The 17,720-nt window shown below is 40.2% G+C and carries 14 protein-coding genes; 9 read left to right on the top strand and 5 right to left on the bottom strand.

Going from position 1 to position 17,720, the window contains the following annotated elements; translation table 11 throughout:
* Positions 1-6: 6 nt before the first annotated feature.
* Both pstB and sohB read left to right on the top strand, forming a co-directional pair.
* A complete protein-coding gene (pstB, locus tag CDG62_RS12650; protein WP_087528555.1) occupies positions 7-921 on the top strand; it encodes a phosphate ABC transporter ATP-binding protein PstB in 915 nt (304 codons plus the stop codon).
* Positions 922-1,209: 288 nt separating this feature from the next.
* Entirely contained in the window at positions 1,210-2,172 is a 963-nt protein-coding gene (gene sohB, locus CDG62_RS12645) for a protease SohB (RefSeq protein WP_087528554.1), read from the top strand.
* 78 nt (positions 2,173-2,250) lie between these two features.
* Here sohB and CDG62_RS12640 read toward each other — a convergent pair whose 3' ends face one another.
* On the bottom strand, positions 2,251-3,462 hold the full coding sequence (locus CDG62_RS12640) for an aspartate aminotransferase family protein (RefSeq protein WP_087528553.1): 1,212 nt from the start codon (positions 3,460-3,462) through the stop codon (positions 2,251-2,253).
* 162 nt (positions 3,463-3,624) lie between these two features.
* Here CDG62_RS12640 and grxD point away from each other — a divergent pair, with 162 nt between their 5' ends.
* On the top strand, positions 3,625-3,966 hold the full coding sequence (gene grxD, locus CDG62_RS12635; RefSeq protein ID WP_086209575.1) for a Grx4 family monothiol glutaredoxin: 342 nt from the start codon (positions 3,625-3,627) through the stop codon (positions 3,964-3,966).
* Between the two features lie 55 nt (positions 3,967-4,021).
* Here grxD and CDG62_RS12630 read toward each other — a convergent pair whose 3' ends face one another.
* On the bottom strand, positions 4,022-6,655 hold the full coding sequence (locus CDG62_RS12630) for a Lon protease family protein (protein WP_087528552.1): 2,634 nt from the start codon (positions 6,653-6,655) through the stop codon (positions 4,022-4,024).
* Between the two features lie 181 nt (positions 6,656-6,836).
* Here CDG62_RS12630 and CDG62_RS12625 point away from each other — a divergent pair, with 181 nt between their 5' ends.
* The 5 genes from CDG62_RS12625 to rpmE all read left to right on the top strand — a co-directional run bounded on the left by CDG62_RS12625 (position 6,837) and on the right by rpmE (position 11,665).
* Entirely contained in the window at positions 6,837-8,975 is a 2,139-nt protein-coding gene (locus CDG62_RS12625; RefSeq protein WP_087528551.1) for an AmpG family muropeptide MFS transporter, read from the top strand.
* A 124-nt stretch (positions 8,976-9,099) separates the two neighbouring features.
* Positions 9,100-9,501: a lactoylglutathione lyase gene (gene gloA, locus CDG62_RS12620; RefSeq protein WP_086209572.1), complete on the top strand. Its 402-nt coding sequence runs from the start codon at positions 9,100-9,102 to the stop codon at positions 9,499-9,501.
* 167 nt (positions 9,502-9,668) lie between these two features.
* Positions 9,669-10,640, top strand: a complete 972-nt coding sequence (locus CDG62_RS12615) for a bile acid:sodium symporter family protein (protein WP_087528550.1) — start codon at positions 9,669-9,671, stop codon at positions 10,638-10,640.
* Between the two features lie 255 nt (positions 10,641-10,895).
* Positions 10,896-11,042 (top strand): hypothetical protein, encoded by a 147-nt coding sequence (locus CDG62_RS12610; protein WP_162904034.1) that lies wholly within the window; start codon positions 10,896-10,898, stop codon positions 11,040-11,042.
* Positions 11,043-11,437: 395 nt separating this feature from the next.
* Positions 11,438-11,665, top strand: coding sequence for a 50S ribosomal protein L31 (gene rpmE, locus CDG62_RS12605; protein WP_004693579.1), 228 nt, complete (start codon positions 11,438-11,440; stop codon positions 11,663-11,665).
* 143 nt (positions 11,666-11,808) lie between these two features.
* Here the strand turns inward: rpmE and CDG62_RS12600 are convergent, their stop codons facing one another.
* The 3 genes from CDG62_RS12600 to epmB are packed head-to-tail and all read right to left on the bottom strand — an operon-like array spanning position 11,809 to position 16,696.
* Positions 11,809-13,935: an EAL domain-containing protein gene (locus CDG62_RS12600; protein ID WP_087528548.1), complete on the bottom strand. Its 2,127-nt coding sequence runs from the start codon at positions 13,933-13,935 to the stop codon at positions 11,809-11,811.
* The gene (locus CDG62_RS12595; RefSeq protein WP_087528565.1) at positions 13,917-15,662 is read right to left on the bottom strand and encodes a GTPase; all 1,746 of its coding nucleotides are present in this window, start codon (positions 15,660-15,662) and stop codon (positions 13,917-13,919) included. Before CDG62_RS12595 ends, CDG62_RS12600 begins: the two co-directional genes overlap by 19 nt.
* Before the next feature lie 17 nt (positions 15,663-15,679).
* Positions 15,680-16,696: an EF-P beta-lysylation protein EpmB gene (gene epmB / locus CDG62_RS12590; RefSeq protein WP_087528547.1), complete on the bottom strand. Its 1,017-nt coding sequence runs from the start codon at positions 16,694-16,696 to the stop codon at positions 15,680-15,682.
* Positions 16,697-17,005: 309 nt separating this feature from the next.
* On the opposite strand from epmB, the gene efp reads away from it, so the two are divergent.
* The gene (gene efp, locus CDG62_RS12585; protein WP_004693574.1) at positions 17,006-17,575 is read left to right on the top strand and encodes an elongation factor P; all 570 of its coding nucleotides are present in this window, start codon (positions 17,006-17,008) and stop codon (positions 17,573-17,575) included.
* Positions 17,576-17,720: the final 145 nt, after the last annotated feature.

Below are 17,720 nucleotides of genomic sequence, written 5' to 3'. Positions count from 1 at the left end.
CAAAATATGTATACCGTTGTTAAAAATTCCTTAGATCAGGATCAAACAGTGAATCAAGAACACACTCAATTTACAAACCCGAATACGACCTCAGGTCAGCAGGGTACTTCTTTTGTGTCGCAGTTCGATACACAGACTTCTGCTAAGAAAGATCAGGCACAAGGACAAGTCAAACTCAGCACTTCAGATGTACATGTCTACTATGGCGAAGCTGAAGCGATTAAAGGGATTGATCTGAATATCTACGAAAATGAAGTCATTGCATTTATTGGGCCATCAGGTTGCGGTAAATCGACTTTTTTACGTACGTTGAACCGTATGAACGACACCATTGATAGCTGTCGTGTGACGGGAAAAGTGATGTTGGATAATCAAGATATTTATGACCCAAACCTCGATGTGGTATTGCTTCGCGCTCAAGTAGGTATGGTATTCCAGAAACCAAACCCATTCCCAAAGTCTATTTTTGACAACGTGGCTTATGGTCCTAAACTACACGGTTTAGCCCGAGATAAGTATGACTTAGAAGAAATTGTAGAAAACAGCTTGCGTAAAGCAGGTCTTTGGGATGAAGTTAAAGATCGTCTGAACCAACCAGGCACAGGCTTGTCTGGCGGTCAGCAGCAGCGTTTATGTATTGCACGCACGATTGCAGTGAGTCCTGAAGTGATTTTGATGGATGAGCCATGCTCAGCGCTTGACCCGATTGCAACAGCAAAAGTTGAAGAGCTCATTTCTGAGCTTTCAACGCAGTATACGATTGCGATTGTGACGCACTCAATGCAGCAGGCTGCACGTGTATCAGACCGTACAGCTTACTTCCATTTAGGTGACTTGATTGAAGTAAACTCAACGGAGAAAGTTTTCACGCAGCCAGATCATCAGCTAACTGAAGCTTATATTACAGGTCGTTTTGGTTAATTCGCATAACTTGAAATATTTAAAAAACAGAGCCTAAGTGCTCTGTTTTTTATGAACGAGCATTTAGTTTGCTGATTAAAAAGCTATGATAATGGGAATTGTGTATTAGAGTCATATTAGACAATAGGTGAGCAGGTATGCTGTATAAGGGATTGACTCATCTTGTAAATGATTAAATATGAAAGATAACGCATTACAGAATAAAACAAAAAATGGCTATTGAAAAAAAATGCCATTGACCTAATCTAGGTCATATACCGATGTATTATTTTAGAGAATATAATTTCTATGTTATTTCATTTACCGAAACTTCCCGCTGAAATTCGAATTACACATTTAAACGCGCGTATTAATGAACAACGTAAAAAAATTGCGCAAACAACAGCATCTAAGCTTGAACTATTACAATTGACGCAACAGTTAGCAAAAGAGGCTCGTCACCGTAAGAAAGCTAATCAGAAAATTTATATTTTGGACTTTAAGGGTGATACTGCTGCATCTGCGGTAGAGACATTACGAGAAGAAATTACCCTGATCCTAGCGACAGCCAAAGCAGGGCGTGATCGTGTTGTGGTGCGCTTAGAGAGCCCAGGCGGTATGGTGCATGGATATGGTTTGGCTGCTGCTCAATTGGTGCGTTTACGTGATGCGGGTTTCAACCTCACTATCTGTGTCGATAAAGTTGCAGCAAGTGGCGGTTATATGATGGCATGTATCGCCAATCAGATTATTGCTGCCCCTTTTGCGGTTGTTGGTTCAATTGGTGTGGTCGCGCAAGTGCCTAACTTTAATCGTTTATTGAAAGAGCATAATATTGATTTTGAACTGTATACCGCGGGTCAATATAAACGTACTGTGACGATGTTTGGTGAAAATACAGCAGAAGGTAAGGCGAAGTTTGAAGAAGAGCTACAACAGACGCATGTGCTGTTTAAACACTTTGTTGAAAAATATCGCCCACAACTCAATGTTGAAAAAGTGGCGACGGGTGAGCATTGGTATGGTCAAGATGCCTTAGATTTGAATTTGGTCGATCAGTTACAAACTTCAGATGCTTATCTATTAGGTTTATTGGCAGATCATGATACGTATATCATCTCAACACGTAAGAAACCGACTTTGGGTGAAAAATTAGGTTTACAGGCCGCGCAAATGGCAGATGCCTTAGTACCAGCTGTCATGAATAAAGTGATGGAAACCTTAACTAAAACCAATGCAAATTTGGTTCAAATACGTGATCCAAAACTTTAATTTTTAGTTAGCCAATTCATCTTAAAAGTCTGGTTCCAAAATGTGCCTAAAGCAATTTCAGAACCAGACTGTTTTGTCTTAAGCTAAGTAAGCTTTAATCATTTTCACCAGACGTTCAATCAGTTGATCCGCCTGTTCTTTGCTAATGTTCAACGTCGGTAGTAAACGCACCACAGAACCCGCAGTGACGTTAATAATGGTGTGGTATTCATCACGAGCGATGTTGACCAAGTCACCACATGCTTTGGGTAATTCAATACCAATCATTAAACCAAAGCCACGGACAATCACATTTTGATCGGCAAGCTGGTTGCGCAGTTGTTCTACGATGTACGCACCTTGTTCAGCCGCATTTTGAACGATGTTTTCTTTCTGCATAATGTCGATGATGGTATACACCACACGAGAACCCAATGCTGAGCCACTATATGTTGAACCGTGGTTACCCGCAGTCAGCACGCCTACACCACGACCTTGAGTCATCACCGCACCAATGGGGAAGCCATTGCCTAAACCTTTGGCAGTGGTCAGTACATCAGGAATGATGTTGGTGTGTTGGTAGGCAAAGTATTCACCTGTACGGCCATTACCAGTTTGAACTTCATCCAGCATCATCAGCCAGTTGTGTTGATTACAGATCTGACGAATCTCTTCCAAATAGCTAAAACCTTGTGGAGCAGTATTGACTCCACCTTCGCCCTGAATTGGCTCGACAAAGATCGCGACAATGTCTGGATGATGAATTGCGGCTTCTTCAATGGCTTCAATGTCGCCGAATGGGACACGAATAAAACCTTCAACCAATGGGCCAAAGCCTTCTTGGACTTTTTTATTGCCCGTTGCTGATAGGGTCGCCATAGTACGGCCATGGAATGAGTGCTCTGCAACAATGATTTTTGGATTGGCAATGCCTTGCATGTAGCCAAATTTACGGGCAATTTTGATTGCACCCTCATTGGATTCTGCACCACTGTTTGAAAAGAATACTTCCTCCATGCCTGCAACTTCAGCAAGTTTCTGTGCGGCTGCTGTTTGCCAAGGCACTTCAAACAAATTACTGGTATGAATGAGCGTTGCAGCTTGTTCTGCAATTGCTTCTGCAATAACAGGATGTGCGTGACCTAAACCACAAACCGCAATGCCTGTTAGTGCATCGAAGTATTCAGTACCATCCGCTGTATAAAGATAAGACCCTCGGCCTCGGACAAAGCTGATCGGCTGACGGCCAAATACTGGCATCAAATGAGAGGGTTGATCAGTTTGTACAGGAGCAAGGGTAATGTTATTCATGACTAACTCTTATCTGTTAGAGGGTAAGTGAAAGTTAATATTAAGCAATTATGCTTGTAGTTTTAAAGCCTAAATTTAAATAAAAGTCGAAATATTGCTTTAGGCATACTGTTTTTCTACGTTTTGGGTATAATGCGGGTTAGATTAGTTGAGGATTGATCAATGACTGAACAAGCACGCGATACCGAAGCGTTAATTCGTGACCAAATTGCAAAACACGCTGTACTTCTTTATATGAAAGGCACCCCACAGTTTCCACAATGTGGTTTCTCTGCACGTGCTGTAGAAGCGCTTAGTCAAATTGGTCGTCCGTTTGCTTATGTGAATATTCTTGAAAATCCAGATATTCGTGCTTTGTTACCACAAATTGCAAACTGGCCTACATTCCCACAGTTATGGATCAACGGTGAGTTGATTGGTGGTAGTGACATTATTCTAGACATGTTCCAAAAAGGTGAATTACAACCTTTAGTTGAGCAGTATAGTCCAGCACCTGAAGCTTAATCTTCAGTTGCAAAAAAAGCGCCGTTGAGGCGCTTTTTTTATTTGAGGGAAAGGTTTAATCCACTGTAGATACTGTGCTTATGGCTTCAGGAGTTTGTTCCGTTGCATTTTCAGTTGCAACGGTCTTCTTTTCAGATTTGTCCTTTTTTTTGTCCTTCTTCTTTTTTTTCTTTTTCTTCGGCTCTTCTTCAAACTCAGCACCATCTTCAATGGCTTGCCAATAATCTAGCTGATCCATCACCGCCGCATAAATAGACTTCTTGGTGTAGCGTCCTTTTTTGTCTAAAGTGCCGACTGGTCGAGCCATAAGTAGTTCAAGCGCTTGATCAATCGTGTCTATAGCATGAATGTGGAACTGGTCATTTGAAACCGCTTCAATCACATCTTTACGTAACATGAGATGCTGCATATTTTGACGTGGAATAATCACACCTTGTTTGCCAGTTAAGCCTTGCAGTTTGCATGCATCGAAGAAGCCTTCAATTTTTGCATTGACACCACCAATCGGTTGAACTTGACCTAATTGGTTCATTGAGCCTGTAATCGCCCAAGACTGATCAATCGGGAGCTGGCTAATCGCTGAGATTAAAGCAGAGAGTTCTGCAACCGTAGCACTGTCACCATCGACTTGACCATAACTTTGTTCAAAGGCAAGTGCTGCAGAGAAATGCAGAGTTTGTTCACGACCGAAATGTGCTTTTAAGAATGATGACATCAGTAGCACACCTTTCGCATGCAGAGAGCCACCGAGCTCGACACTACGTTCGATATCTAGAATATCGCCGCCACCTTGATACACAGATGCTGTTAGACGTGATGGTAAGCCAAACTCAACATCCGCATAGTGAATGACCGAAAGTGCATTAATTTGACCGAGGCGGTGTCCGCGTGTTTCGATGAGCTGCGTACCACGGGACAAATCTTGCCAATAGAGCTCACGTAAATAGCCTAAGCGGTATTTGCGATGATCTAATGCCATATTAATGTGTTGATCCGAGACCATCTTATCGCCTGATTGGAAGGCATGATGATGAGCTTCACGAATCAAATCACCCAACGTCAGGGCATGTAGGGATAAGGAGCTTTGATCTTCGGCTTGACGGCTAGAATCAGTCAAAAGTGCAGAAAGCGCAGATCGGTCGAATGGAAGCAGTTTATCGGCCTGTACATAGTCTGCAATCAGTTGCATATAGGCTTGTTCATTTACTTCATTACGCTGCAACGTATCAGTAAAGTCAGCACGGATTTTAAAGACACTGCCAAGTTCAGGTTCTACTTCGAGTATTTCATAGTAAATTTCAGGCTCAGCCAGTAAAACCACTTTTAAATTCAGCGGGATTGCTTCAGGTTCAATTGAGATACTTCCTGTCAGTGTCAACATATGCTCAAGTGAAGAAAGTTTTAACTGACCTGACTTTAACGCACGTTTTAAACCCTGCCATGCATAAGGCTGTTCAAGCAGTTGTTCTGCTTCTAACATTAAAAAACCACCATTGGCTTTATGCAATGTCCCTGGGCGGATTAAGGTAAAGTCTGTAGTAATGGTGCCATGTTGAGTCAGTTGCTCTACATGCCCAAGCAAGTTGTAATGTGTTGGGAAATCTTCAAAAATAACCGGTGCGCCAGCATTAGGCTTATGCGACACAATGACATTGGCTTGGTAACGTGAGGGAATACGGCTGAATAGACCTGGGCTAAAATCGTCTTCCTCTTGTTCTAAGACTATTTCAACATTGTTAATAATATCTTCGGCATAATGTTTTAAATAGTCTTTTAAGCCTTCAACTTCAGCAAACTTAGTGAGTAACTGTTCGACTTTAGGCAATAAAACTTGCTTGGCAATATCACGGTTCAATACTTGAACTTTATCGCGGGCATCATCTTCCAAGTCACCTAAATGCATGCCTAAACGTTCAAGCTTTTTATCCATATGGCGGATATTGGCATTAATTTCAGAGCGTTCTTTAGAGCTGAGTGCGTTAATGTCAGCTTGTGTCATTTCTAAGACTTTATCGTCTACATATTGGACGGGAATAAAGCAGTGCTCATCATTTCGAGACACCAGTTTCAGATCTAGCTCTTCGCCTTCCTGAGTCAATTCAATCAAGGCTTGCTGTTGAACGTCACCCGTTTGTTGGCGAATGGCTTCTATACGGTTGTGGTAGGTTTCAGCAGTAAAGCGACGCTCGAGCTGCTTTAAAGTGGCTTGCCATGTTTGATGTAACATGGTTTGAAATTTTACCGCCTGACCCGCAGGCAACTCTAAAGCAATCGGTTGACGAGGGCTTTTAAAATTATAAACGTAAACCCAATCATTCGGTGTCGGCATATTTTTGGCGTGTTGCTGTAGTAAACGCTTGACCATGGTGCGCTTGCCCAAGCCAGCTGTGCCTACGGCAAAGATGTTATAGCCAGAATACGGCAAGGAAATACCTGCTTCAACCGAAGCACGTGCGCGGTCTTGCCCTAAAAAATTATTGAGCGGTTTAATACGACGCGTTGAGGCTGGAATTTTATCCAGAGCAGGGGTGTGCGTCAGTTGTTCTGCTTGAAGTTGTGTCTTTGCTAAGGTCGTTTGAATTTCGGGTTGGTCAAATGCTGAACTAAGGTTGTTTTCTGGATTTTCTTGACTATTTAATGCAGGTGGTACAGATAAAGAAGAGCTCATTTGATCGTGTTTTTGGGTCACTTTGAAATCCGAAACTAAAGATTGCGTTAGAAACTTAAAGGTATACAGGTTTAATGCAAAAGATCAAGCAAAGTCGAAGTGTTTATCGACAAAAATAGAACATTGATTTTACAAATCAGGTTGAAACAAATTGTATTAAGGGTTTGAATAGCAACATTGGTTTTAAGACAACAAAAATGTAATGACAACACAATCTTCAGGATGGAAATCCGCTTTTACTGCATTTTTAGATCGCCGTGCGTTGATCATGCTGTTTTTGGGTTTCTCCGCAGGTATTCCAATCCTGTTAATTTTCTCGAGCTTATCTTTATGGCTAGGAGAAGCAGGTATCGATAAGAGCGCTGTGACTTTTTTTAGTTGGGCTGCTCTGGGATATTCATTCAAATTTGTTTGGGCCCCTTTGATAGATGAGTTACCCGTACCAGGGCTGACCAAACTGTTAGGACGTCGACGTGCATGGTTATTAATCGCACAAATTTTAATTATTTGTGCGATTTGTATTATGGCATTTTCAGATCCATCTCTTGGTCAGAGCTATCTTTACCAAATGGCTGCGGGTGCTGTGCTTTTAGGTTTTTCTGCTGCAACACAAGATATTGTGATTGATGCCTATCGTATTGAGCTGGCAGAAACGCAAATGCAAACGGTATTGGCTTCAACTTATAACGCAGGCTACCGCATCGGCATGATCGTTGCGGGCGCGGGTGCATTATTTTTAGCGGCTTATTTGGGTACAGCCAAAGGCAACTATATTTATGAGGCGTGGAAGTGGACCTATTTAGCAATGGCGGCGGTCATGTTGGTCGGAATTACAACCACTTTATGTATACGTGAACCACAAGTGGATCGGGTGCGTAAAGAATATAAACGGGTAGATTATTATCGTTTGGTGGCAGTTTTCTTTGTGTCTGTGGTGAGCTTTGTACTGAGTTATATTTACTCAGGCAAGTTAACTGAAATGCTGATCCAGCTCTGGTCCATCAAAGATAGTTTTGCACTGTTTTGTTTTGAGGCTATACGGTTTGTTGGCTCTGGTGCTGTGGCTTTCTTTGTGGGTGCAAGCCTAGTAAAAATGGGCGCTGTGAACAAACAAATGGCTTATGAAACATGGGTCAATCCTGTTGCTGACTTTTTTAAACGTTATGGCGTGAAATTGGCGTTGGTATTGCTATTGTTGATTGGTTTTTACCGTATTTCCGACATTATTGCAGGTGTGATATCCAATGTGTTTTATCAAGATTTAAACTTTACCAAAGAGCAGATTGCTGAAGCGGTGAAAGTTTATGGGGTGATTTTTAGTTTGGTTGGTGGCTTTTTAGGAGGGCTACTGGCGCAGCGCATGAACATCATGAAATTGATGTTTGTCGGGGCAATTTTGGCAAGCTCAACCAATCTTATTTTTATTGGTTTGGTCAAATCAGGACAACCTTTAAATGATGTGGTGATCAATGTTGGTGAGCAGAGTTTCAAAACTCAAGCGGATGAGACAGGTGCATGGAAAATTAAGGTTCCTGTTGAGCAACTCAAGGCAAATGAAAGTCTAACTGCAACGGCCAGTTTTCAAAATGATACGTCACAGCCTGTCTCGGTCACATTGCCTTATATCAAAACGGGTGCATCTACGGCATTGCTGTTGCTTCCGATCACGGCTGATAATGTGATTAATCAACGAGAGGCTGAAGGAAGCATTGTGGTGCGAGGTCAATACCTTGCGACACTGGCTGAAAACCAGAGTATTCAATTGAACTTAGATGGTCAAAGCTTTGATGCAAAGTTAGACAAGGAAGGGGTGTTTAGTGCAGCTATTCCTGCAAAGCAGCTTCTTGACTCAAACTCTAAAAAGCTGAATGCCACATTGATGCAAAATAAGCGCGTACTGCAAGAGGCTACGTTAAGCTACAACGTGGACACTGCTTCTGTGAACTCTTCGACTTTAGATGTTGATCTTCAACCAATCAACTTGAACAAAGTGGTTGATGGGCAGTTAGAAGTTAAAGGAAAGGTGATTAAGGAATATAGCTCGAACTGGCTCTATTTTGCAATTATTGTCGACAACTTGGCATCAGGTTTAGCAGGTGCTGCATTTATTGCATTCTTGTCAAGCTTAACCAGTGTGTCTTTTACTGCTGTTCAATATGCAATTTTTAGTTCCTTGATGACGTTGACACCTAAAATTTTAGGTGGATACTCAGGGACGATTGTGTCGAATATTGGCTATCCAAATTTTTTCTTGATGACGACACTGATTGGCATACCTATTTTAATTTTGGTGGTTTGGGTGGCGAAACTTCTACGTGAGCATGCTGCTGAACAAAGTTAAAGCATCTATTTATATCGAAATGAAAAAGTAGCTCTTGTGGCTGCTTTTTTTATGGTTGGGGTTTGAAATATAGGGCGGCATTGCCTATATTGGGTGGCTGAAACAAAATCAAGAGGTAATTCCAATGCGCATGTTACATACCATGCTACGTGTAGGCAATTTAGAACAATCTTTGGCGTTCTATACTGAAGTGCTTGGTATGACTTTACTTCGTAAGCGTGATTATGAAGAAGGTCGTTTTACTTTGGCATTTGTGGGTTATGGCGATGAAGACAATCATACAGTTTTAGAACTGACACATAACTGGGATACGGATAGTTATGAGTTGGGTAATGCTTATGGCCATATAGCTATTGCTGTAGATGATGCTTATAAAGCTTGTGAGGAAATCAAAGCGCGAGGTGGTAATGTCGTGCGTGAAGCTGGACCAATGAAAGGTGGCGTAACGGTTATTGCCTTTGTGGAAGATCCAGATGGCTATAAAATTGAACTGATTCAACAAGATAATAATGCACGTAATAACTAAGCCGTTATTAGGTCATATGCAGCGTGTATGCACAATATTAATTAAAAAAATATTGAACATATCCTGTAAAAGCTAGCTTTATTTATATAGCTCAGTAAGATGAATTTACCCAAAGGTAAATGAGTCGCTGGGCTTTTTCATTTTTAGAGGAATGACAGGATGTTGGTATGTTGAAATTATTGGCACTCGATCGGTTTACGTTATTACTATTTGTTATGGTGCTCTTAGCCAGCTTTGTCCCTGTTTCAGGTCAAGCGGCCAGTGTATTTGGTGTACTGACGACGGTCGCGATTGCGATTTTATTCTTTTTGCATGGTGCTAAACTATCCCGTGAAGCTGTGATTCAGGGCATGATGCACTGGAAACTGCATGCTTTGGTTTTTGCATTTACCTTCATTCTTTTTCCTATTTTAGGTTTGCTTGCAAAGCCTGTCTTGGTACCACTACTTGGGCAGGAATTGTATTGGGGCTTTTTGTTTATGTGCTTTTTGCCATCGACAGTACAGTCTTCAATTGCATTTACTTCGGTCGCGCAAGGGAATGTGGCTGGGGCGGTATGTAGTGCGTCATTCTCAAATTTGATCGGGATGTTTATTACCCCTGTGATGGTGGCTTTTTTTATTTTAGGGCAATCAGAGCATGGTTTTGATCCAACCTCGTCTATACTTCAAATTACCTTATTGCTGTTGGTTCCCTTTGTCCTTGGACAGTTACTTCGACCATATGTATTTCCGTATATGCAAAAAATGCCAAGCATCGTCAAAGCATTCGATCAGGGTTCGATATTAATGGTGGTTTACGGCGCTTTCAGCGGTGCTGTGGTGGCGGGTTTATGGCAGGAAGTCAGCCTGAGTACACTGGTGCTTCTGATTGTCGTTTGTTCAGTGTTACTGACGGTTGTTATGCTTTTGGGATTATTTCTGCCACGTTGGTTAGGCTTTAACCGTGCTGATCAGAAAACAATTTTTTTCTGTGGTTCAAAAAAGACTCTAGCCAGCGGCGTTCCAATGGCACAGATTCTTTTTATTGGGCAGCCTTTGGGGATGATCGTTCTACCGATTATGATTTTTCATCAAATTCAGCTGATGGTGTGTGGAATTATTGCTAATTATTGGGCGAAACAAAGTACGGATGAATAATAAAATTTACAAAAGCTAAGTTTTGAACTTAGCTTTTGTAAATGTCTAAACACAGTTGAACACTTTTTTATATTAAATATATTAGAGAATAAAGTTATAAAGATAATAAAAAACATCTATTTTTCTGTGGGTTATAGTAATATTAGCCTTGTAAATTAAAACCTAAACATGAGAACAAATTGAGATATTGTTGAAAAAATACCATTAATGTCGTTGCAACCCATGTTAAATTTTTGTAGAGAAAATCAACCACAAATGAATGTTGAACTGGAGCAAGCTTATTCAGCTGTGAAGCAGAAGCTGCTGAATACTGCAAAAGTAGGAAAAGATATCAATTATAATGGCGTAAGCATCTTTCAAGAGACTGAAATGGATCAATCAATTAATCCTATGTTTAAATAAGAAATACAAAACATGTTGGACGTAATGTCTTCATCCATACGAAAAGTAAATACTAAAAAATATTGTCCTTTTTTTGATTGAACGACTCAATCATTTTGATGAAGATGAATTTCAACGTATGCTAGGAAAGTAATATATTAACTATATGAAAAGCGCAGCTCAGAAGAAAGCTCAAAGCCAACAATGATCTATTTATTAATAGATCTACTTCAGTTATAATATCGCCCACTTGTTGTGCTTAGCTCTGACGGTATCCGTCTCGGTGGGCCAAAAGAATGGTCTGTTATGGTGTTGATCTGCAACTTAATTTAATTAAGTGGGCCTTTCCTCAATTTTGAGAGTGATCAATTGCGATGACAGCAAAACCTTCTTTAATTTTTATGGAGTAATCGACGATGCGCGCCGATATTCACCCAAAATACCAAACTTTAGTTGCTACTTGTTCTTGCGGTAACGTAATCGAAACTCGTTCTGCACTTGGTAAAGAAACTGTTTACCTAGACGTATGTTCAGCTTGCCACCCATTCTACACTGGTAAGCAAAAGAACGTTGACACTGGCGGTCGTATCGACAAGTTCAAACAACGTTTTGCTGGCATGTCTCGTTCTATCAAACGCGACTAATAGCAAAAGAAAAAAACGGGCATTTGCCCGTTTTTTTATGCCTATAATTTCGATAAAGAGTCATAGGCCAAATAGCAAGACAATATAAAAAGACCCCATATAGAGGTCTTTAAATTTAGAGGTTAGTATCCAAGATTTAACTTTTACTGATCCTGCACATCAATCAGATGATCAAGTTTCTTCTGGAAATAATCGCCTTGAATAAAGCGGGCATCGACATTCCACGCATTGGCAAATGATGTCATATCATTCAGATCACGCAACATAATTTGAATGTTTTTCAATTGATGATATACCGCAACTTTTTCTTGCAAATCTTCCGTGTTGGTGTCGCTACTAAGCATACGAGTTAAGTTTTCATGTAAAGTGAGATTGTTGATATCAAGCTGACGTAGGATAGATTCACTATAAATGCTATTACCAAAGTCACGAATTGAAACTTCAGCACCATATTGGCGAAGCTGGGTAATGTATTTTTGCGCTTCAGCAATGTTCTGGCTGATATCATCTTCAGAGAACTGAAGTGTAATTGGGTGGCTTAACTTACTGCGTACAATGGTAATCAGTTTGGCGATAAATTCTGGGAAAGAGCGGTCATTCAACAGTACGGCTTTGTTTAAATTTACAATCAACTTTGCTTCAGGATACTGAGTGATAAAATTGTGTAGCTGTTTACATGACTCAACTAAAATCCAGCGGTCGAGTTTAATAGACAGTTCATGATCTTCACTTAACTCTTTGAGGCTCGATATATCTTTCCACGTATTACCAAAAATAAAGCCACTGGTGACCTCATAAGTATATAAATTGGTGTCTTCCTTGTCGTAAAGTTGTTGATATTTAAGGTGAACTTCTCCACGCTCTAATGCAAAATGTAACGCTTTAAGTACCGTAGGTTCATTTGCTGTTTTTTGAGTGTCTAAAGTATCGCTGACTGTAGGATTAATCAACTCAATTACAGGCGTATCGATACTGGCTTTTTGCTCAATTTCGCAATCGTCTTGATTGGTCGGTAAAGCGGTTTTAAAGGCTGAGCACAGCAAGTTTTCAAACTGATCTTGATTTGAAATTTCAGCTTTTAGTAAAGTGTAGCCAATGCGCAAATTTACGGGATAGCTATTGTTTTCTACCGTGATAAGCTGTGGTTTGGTGAGCGCATTTAAGGCAATCAGCTTCGATTCGAGTTTGGCCTGCGATTCTGCTTGGAATAAACCAACGATAGTTTGCCCACCTGCCTTAAACAGAGGAATATGAGTCTGTTCATTTAAAAAGCTGTAAATATTGTTAAAATAATCACGCGTAGTTGCCCAGTTGGCTTTAAAAATTTCATCTGGACAAGAGCTGAGTGCAAAGCTAACCAAAGCATTCTGATCAGAAGGCTGTTTGGTCATAGAGCGGTTAATTTGTTGATACGTGTTAGGTTTTATTGCGTGTTTTTCAGTGTTGACAGATGGAGCAGCGGGCCGTTCAGATTCGACTTCAATCGTCAGTTGGAGAGCATCGTCTTCAGGTGCAGCTAAAAACTCAACTTTTAAAGGATTTTTAGTTTGGGCATTGCTATTGAGCGTAGCAACTTCAAAAGCACCTAAATCAAACTGACCTTGTGAAATTTTCTTAAAACGTGATTTGAAATCGTTTACATCTTTTGGCTGGATAATATCAAGTAGCGGTTGACCAATAATATCATCTTCAGAGCTTAGGCCGAACAGTTGTAAGTATTCAGCATTGGCTGAAACATGAATCCCTTCTTGAATTAATGCAATGGCTTTATTACTTTCTTCAACTAAAGCCTGTGCTTGGCTTTGCGCTGTTTCAAGCTCATTCATGAGTTGTTGTTGGCTTTGTAGCAAACGACTTAATGACAGCGCACGTAGTAGACCTAAGTAAAAGTTATCCGCTTCTTCTAAGTCCAAAATATCATAGACCCCTTTACGAATAAAACTTGCGTATTGGGTTGATTGATATTCGTCTGGTTTTAATAAAATCAGTGGTAAATTGACTTGGTTGGAGTTACGAATCAAAGTTAGTGCTTGTTCATACTTTAGGTCATAAGCGCGACCAAAAATCACCACGTCCCAGGGCAGATGAAGCTGTTTTTCAAAGTTTTGTAAGTCATCCAGTAAAGTGGCATGAACTTGATGATCGCTAGAAGTTAAAAGGTCACGAATTTGGTTATAACGGATCTGATTATCATCAATAATGAGTAAACGTGTTTCCGTACGTTTTAACTTTTTAGATAATAATGGATTTCTCACTTCAATGCTTCCCATAAATCGTGATTCTTAATAGCATTCATTTGCTTTTGAATAAAACTTTGAACCAATGGTTCTTGTTGGTCATTCAACAATTCATAATCAAAACGAATAAAACTTTGCGTAATTAAATGTGCTTTTACTAAATAAATTTTAAGATCTTCATCACCTAGGCGTAAGTGAATGGTTTGTTTTTCTCTGTACATATTCGAACCCGGCACAATGAGGCTGGTTTGTACTTCATCTAGCTGTGACGTTTGTACCAATAACGCAGGCTGATAGTTCTGAGTGGTTCGGTCTGTTTTGACCATAACAGCACATGGGAAAAGATCTTGCGCTAAGATTTCTAACCCTAGTTCCAAGCTCTTTTCACTTGATTGTTTAATCCAGCGAATCACACCACCACGCCATTGGCTATGTGCATTTTCTTGAACCAAAATGAACTCACCTGTCTTTAAATGTGCAGGTGTTGGTCCAGTCCAACGAATACGGTAACCATTCACACTAATATCTAAAACTTCGGCAGGGTAGATTTGTTTCGATTCACGATCAATCATACGAGCAGAACTCGTCTCCACAGGAATATTGCTGTTCATTGAGTTGATCACGTGACTTTCATTCTGAAAGTTGTAGTTGCCTTCTAGCTCTAAAGTTTCATTAAAGTTTTTGCCTTTAGATAAATAGAAATGTGCGACTGATAGGCCAAAGCAAATTTGTAATTGGGCAGAGTATTCATAACGTTCATGCTTACGTTCAATATTATTGGTCAATAAGTTATGAATGTGAAAATGCAAAGCAGGGGTAAGAAAAATCTTCTCATCGCGTGACAGTGGTTCTGCGCGTTTGGTTTGCATCTCTGAGAGATGATCAAGCAAGGCTTGCGTCGAGATAAAAATATTCGGCTGAATGTGACTGTTTTTTTGAGAATTATAAGTTGGTGGATAGTCTTTTGAAGCATCGACAATATAGCGAGATAACGTTGTTTCTTTAGGTAAGATTTGAATCAGTTTCGCCCAATCAAAGCTACACAAAAACAATCCTTGAATTTCACCCGGGCGGATTTGATGGGTATTGAAAATATCCAATAGAATGAGCTGCGCATAGGCTTGGCTGATATTGCTGAGCTGATGCTGCGTGCCTTGTATTTGATTAATGTTGGTCAAATAGAAGTTATTTTGGATAGCAGAATCCAAGAGCTGATGAGCTGCTAGCCACTGACCCGGAATCGGGGAGCTATAAAGTAAGTGTTGTTGGTACAACAAAAGGGACAGTTGTTGTAAAGCATAATAACTCGATACGGTTCGAGCCGTATGTAGGTTCTTTTTTTGATTAAAAGCAAATAGAGAAAACTTATTTTGAGTGATTTGCTGAGAAACACGTTTTGCAATGTCGATATAGACTTTAGCAAAATGACTACGCATTAATAAGGCAAGCTCAATAATATGGTCATTTCGATCTGTAGTGATGAGGCCCTGATTAAAAAAATGTTTCTCTAAACTGGTAAGCACATTTTCTAGATTTGAATGAAGAACTTGAACTAAGTCAAAGCGGAGTGTTTCGCTGACTTGAAGCTCGGATACTTCAAGTAATGCTTGAAATAAGGAGCGAGAAGAGTCACCCAATTGTAAAATGGATAAGTTTGCCAACCACTCTTGTAAGCCTTTGACTGTGCTTGGGCAAAAACTAAGTTTATCCAACTTCAATTCGGTTGGTTTCTGGAAGATATCTGAAGTACTCGTCGTCATCATCGTTATTATTTAACTCAAAAAGTTGAAACCCCGAAAAGTGGTGTCTTATTCTTTTCTCCCGCAATTTCCCTGACCAGTTTGGGAACCAGATAGCCGGGTAGATTTGCCAATAATCCTTGATACAGCAAATCAATGTCTTGCGGGTTTAAATCAAAATGGTGAGCCCCTTTTACTTTATCTAAAACATGTAAATAGTATGGCAAAACACCTGCATCGAACAAACGGTAGCTCAAATCTGTCAAAATTTGAACCTGATCATTGACCCCTTTCAATAAAACCGCCTGATTGAAAACGGTGATTTTTTCTGCGACTAATTGCTGCAATTGACGGCAGGTAAAATCATCCAATTCCGATGCATGATTTGAGTGTACCACTAGAATAATGCGCAGCCTACTGTTTTTTAAGATGGAAATTAGCTCATCATCGACACGGTTAGGCATTACGATAGGAACTCGTGAGTGAATTCTCAAAAATTTAAGTTGAGGAATACTTTCTAAGCGTTCAATCCATAATTTTATTTTACGATTGGACAGCGTTAAGGGGTCTCCGCCACTCAAAATGACTTCATTAATGTCAGGTTGCGACTGAATATAGTGTTGGATATTGATCCAATCTTCTGACTTTGGCAGGTTCTCTTGGTAGGGGAAATGTCGGCGAAAACAGTAACGACAATGAACGGCACAAGCTCCAGTCAGTGTCAGTAAAAAGCGAGTTTTATATTTGTGCAGAACACCTGGTTGCTGGTTGGCTTGTTCCTCACCCAAAGGGTCGGTCACGAAGTCGGGATGTTCTTCAAGCTCAAGATGATGAGGCAGGACTTGAAGGAGCAAAGGATCAATTGGATTGCCTTTTTGCATTTTTGTCACAAAAGCACGTGGAACACGGAGTTTAAATTGGGTTGATGCAAGCAGTGCACCTGACAGCAGTTGCTCAGGAGAAAGCTCTAGAATGTTAAGTAATTCTAAAGGATCGGTAATTAAATCACTGAGTTGAGCTTGCCAATTTTGCTCTTGGTACAAATAATGAGTCATGCAATAAGGGGTCAAATACTAGGTCAAAAGAAAGTTAGGTCATCAAATCGGGTGATGTCAAAACGAGTTGTTCGGATGCGGACGGTCTAAAAAGGCTTTTTCAGTACACAAAAACACGCGGAACAAAGCTATTTTATCAAGATCTTCGGTTTATAGGCAGTGGATTTTCATTGATTCATAACACCTTGCTCATTTACAATACGAGGCATCAAAAAAGATGCCCTATCTTTATGGCCCTGCTTTTCAAAGCTTTGGTGTCTAAGATAAAGACATAAATATTTAAGTTAGTTAGTTTGGAGTGCGCCAGTCATGGCCTATTATTCTACGAATGATTTCAAGTCAGGCCTTAAGGTTATGCTTGATGGTAACCCATGTTCAATCATGGAAAATGAATATGTAAAGCCAGGTAAAGGTCAAGCATTTAACCGCGTAAAATTACGTAATTTACGTTCTGGTAAAGTTTTAGAAAAAACATTTAAGTCTGGTGATTCTCTAGAAGCGGCTGACATTGTAGAAGTAGAAATGGAATACTTGTACAACGACGGCGAAATGTGGAACTTTATGGATCCTGTATCATTTGAACAGATCGCTGCTGACAAAACAGCAATGGGCGATGCTGCAAAATGGTTAAAAGATGATTCAAATGAAAAATGTACTATTATGCTATTCAATGGCGTGCCATTAACAGTAAACCCACCAAACTTCGTCGTTTTGAAAATTGTTGAAACTGATCCAGGTGTACGTGGTGATACTTCTGGTGGTGGTGGTAAACCAGCAAAATTGGAAACAGGTGCTGTAGTTCGTGTTCCATTATTTGTACAGCAAGAAGAAAGCGTTCGTGTAGATACGCGTACTGGCGATTATTTAGAACGTGCATAATGGTTTAAAAATAGACTATTATCGGAAGGGATGATGAAAATCATCCCTTTTTTTATGCCAAAGTATTAGATCAAAACAAGGAGATGCAGAGTAAAGTCGCAAAGGAAAACAGCAGTACCTCGAATAATTAAAGACGCTGATTGAA

The organism is Acinetobacter sp. WCHA55, from assembly GCF_002165305.2.
Taxonomy (GTDB): Bacteria; Pseudomonadota; Gammaproteobacteria; order Pseudomonadales; family Moraxellaceae; genus Acinetobacter.
The sequence above is the reverse complement of the archived record's forward strand: the minus strand, read 5'-3'. Positions and strand labels throughout refer to the sequence as shown.

What these genes read in the sequence shown, in the direction of transcription:
- pstB (WP_087528555.1), top strand. Translation starts at nt 7, where the DNA reads ATGTATACCGTTGTTAAAAATTCCTTAGATCAGGATCAAACAGTGAAT.
- sohB (WP_087528554.1), top strand. Translation starts at nt 1,210, where the DNA reads ATGTTATTTCATTTACCGAAACTTCCCGCTGAAATTCGAATTACACAT.
- CDG62_RS12640 (WP_087528553.1), bottom strand. Translation starts at nt 3,462, where the DNA reads ATGAATAACATTACCCTTGCTCCTGTACAAACTGATCAACCCTCTCAT.
- grxD (WP_086209575.1), top strand. Translation starts at nt 3,625, where the DNA reads ATGACTGAACAAGCACGCGATACCGAAGCGTTAATTCGTGACCAAATT.
- CDG62_RS12625 (WP_087528551.1), top strand. Translation starts at nt 6,837, where the DNA reads ATGACAACACAATCTTCAGGATGGAAATCCGCTTTTACTGCATTTTTA.
- gloA (WP_086209572.1), top strand. Translation starts at nt 9,100, where the DNA reads ATGCGCATGTTACATACCATGCTACGTGTAGGCAATTTAGAACAATCT.
- CDG62_RS12615 (WP_087528550.1), top strand. Translation starts at nt 9,669, where the DNA reads ATGTTGAAATTATTGGCACTCGATCGGTTTACGTTATTACTATTTGTT.
- CDG62_RS12610 (WP_162904034.1), top strand. Translation starts at nt 10,896, where the DNA reads ATGAATGTTGAACTGGAGCAAGCTTATTCAGCTGTGAAGCAGAAGCTG.
- rpmE (WP_004693579.1), top strand. Translation starts at nt 11,438, where the DNA reads ATGCGCGCCGATATTCACCCAAAATACCAAACTTTAGTTGCTACTTGT.
- CDG62_RS12600 (WP_087528548.1), bottom strand. Translation starts at nt 13,935, where the DNA reads ATGGGAAGCATTGAAGTGAGAAATCCATTATTATCTAAAAAGTTAAAA.
- CDG62_RS12595 (WP_087528565.1), bottom strand. Translation starts at nt 15,662, where the DNA reads ATGACGACGAGTACTTCAGATATCTTCCAGAAACCAACCGAATTGAAG.
- epmB (WP_087528547.1), bottom strand. Translation starts at nt 16,696, where the DNA reads ATGACTCATTATTTGTACCAAGAGCAAAATTGGCAAGCTCAACTCAGT.
- efp (WP_004693574.1), top strand. Translation starts at nt 17,006, where the DNA reads ATGGCCTATTATTCTACGAATGATTTCAAGTCAGGCCTTAAGGTTATG.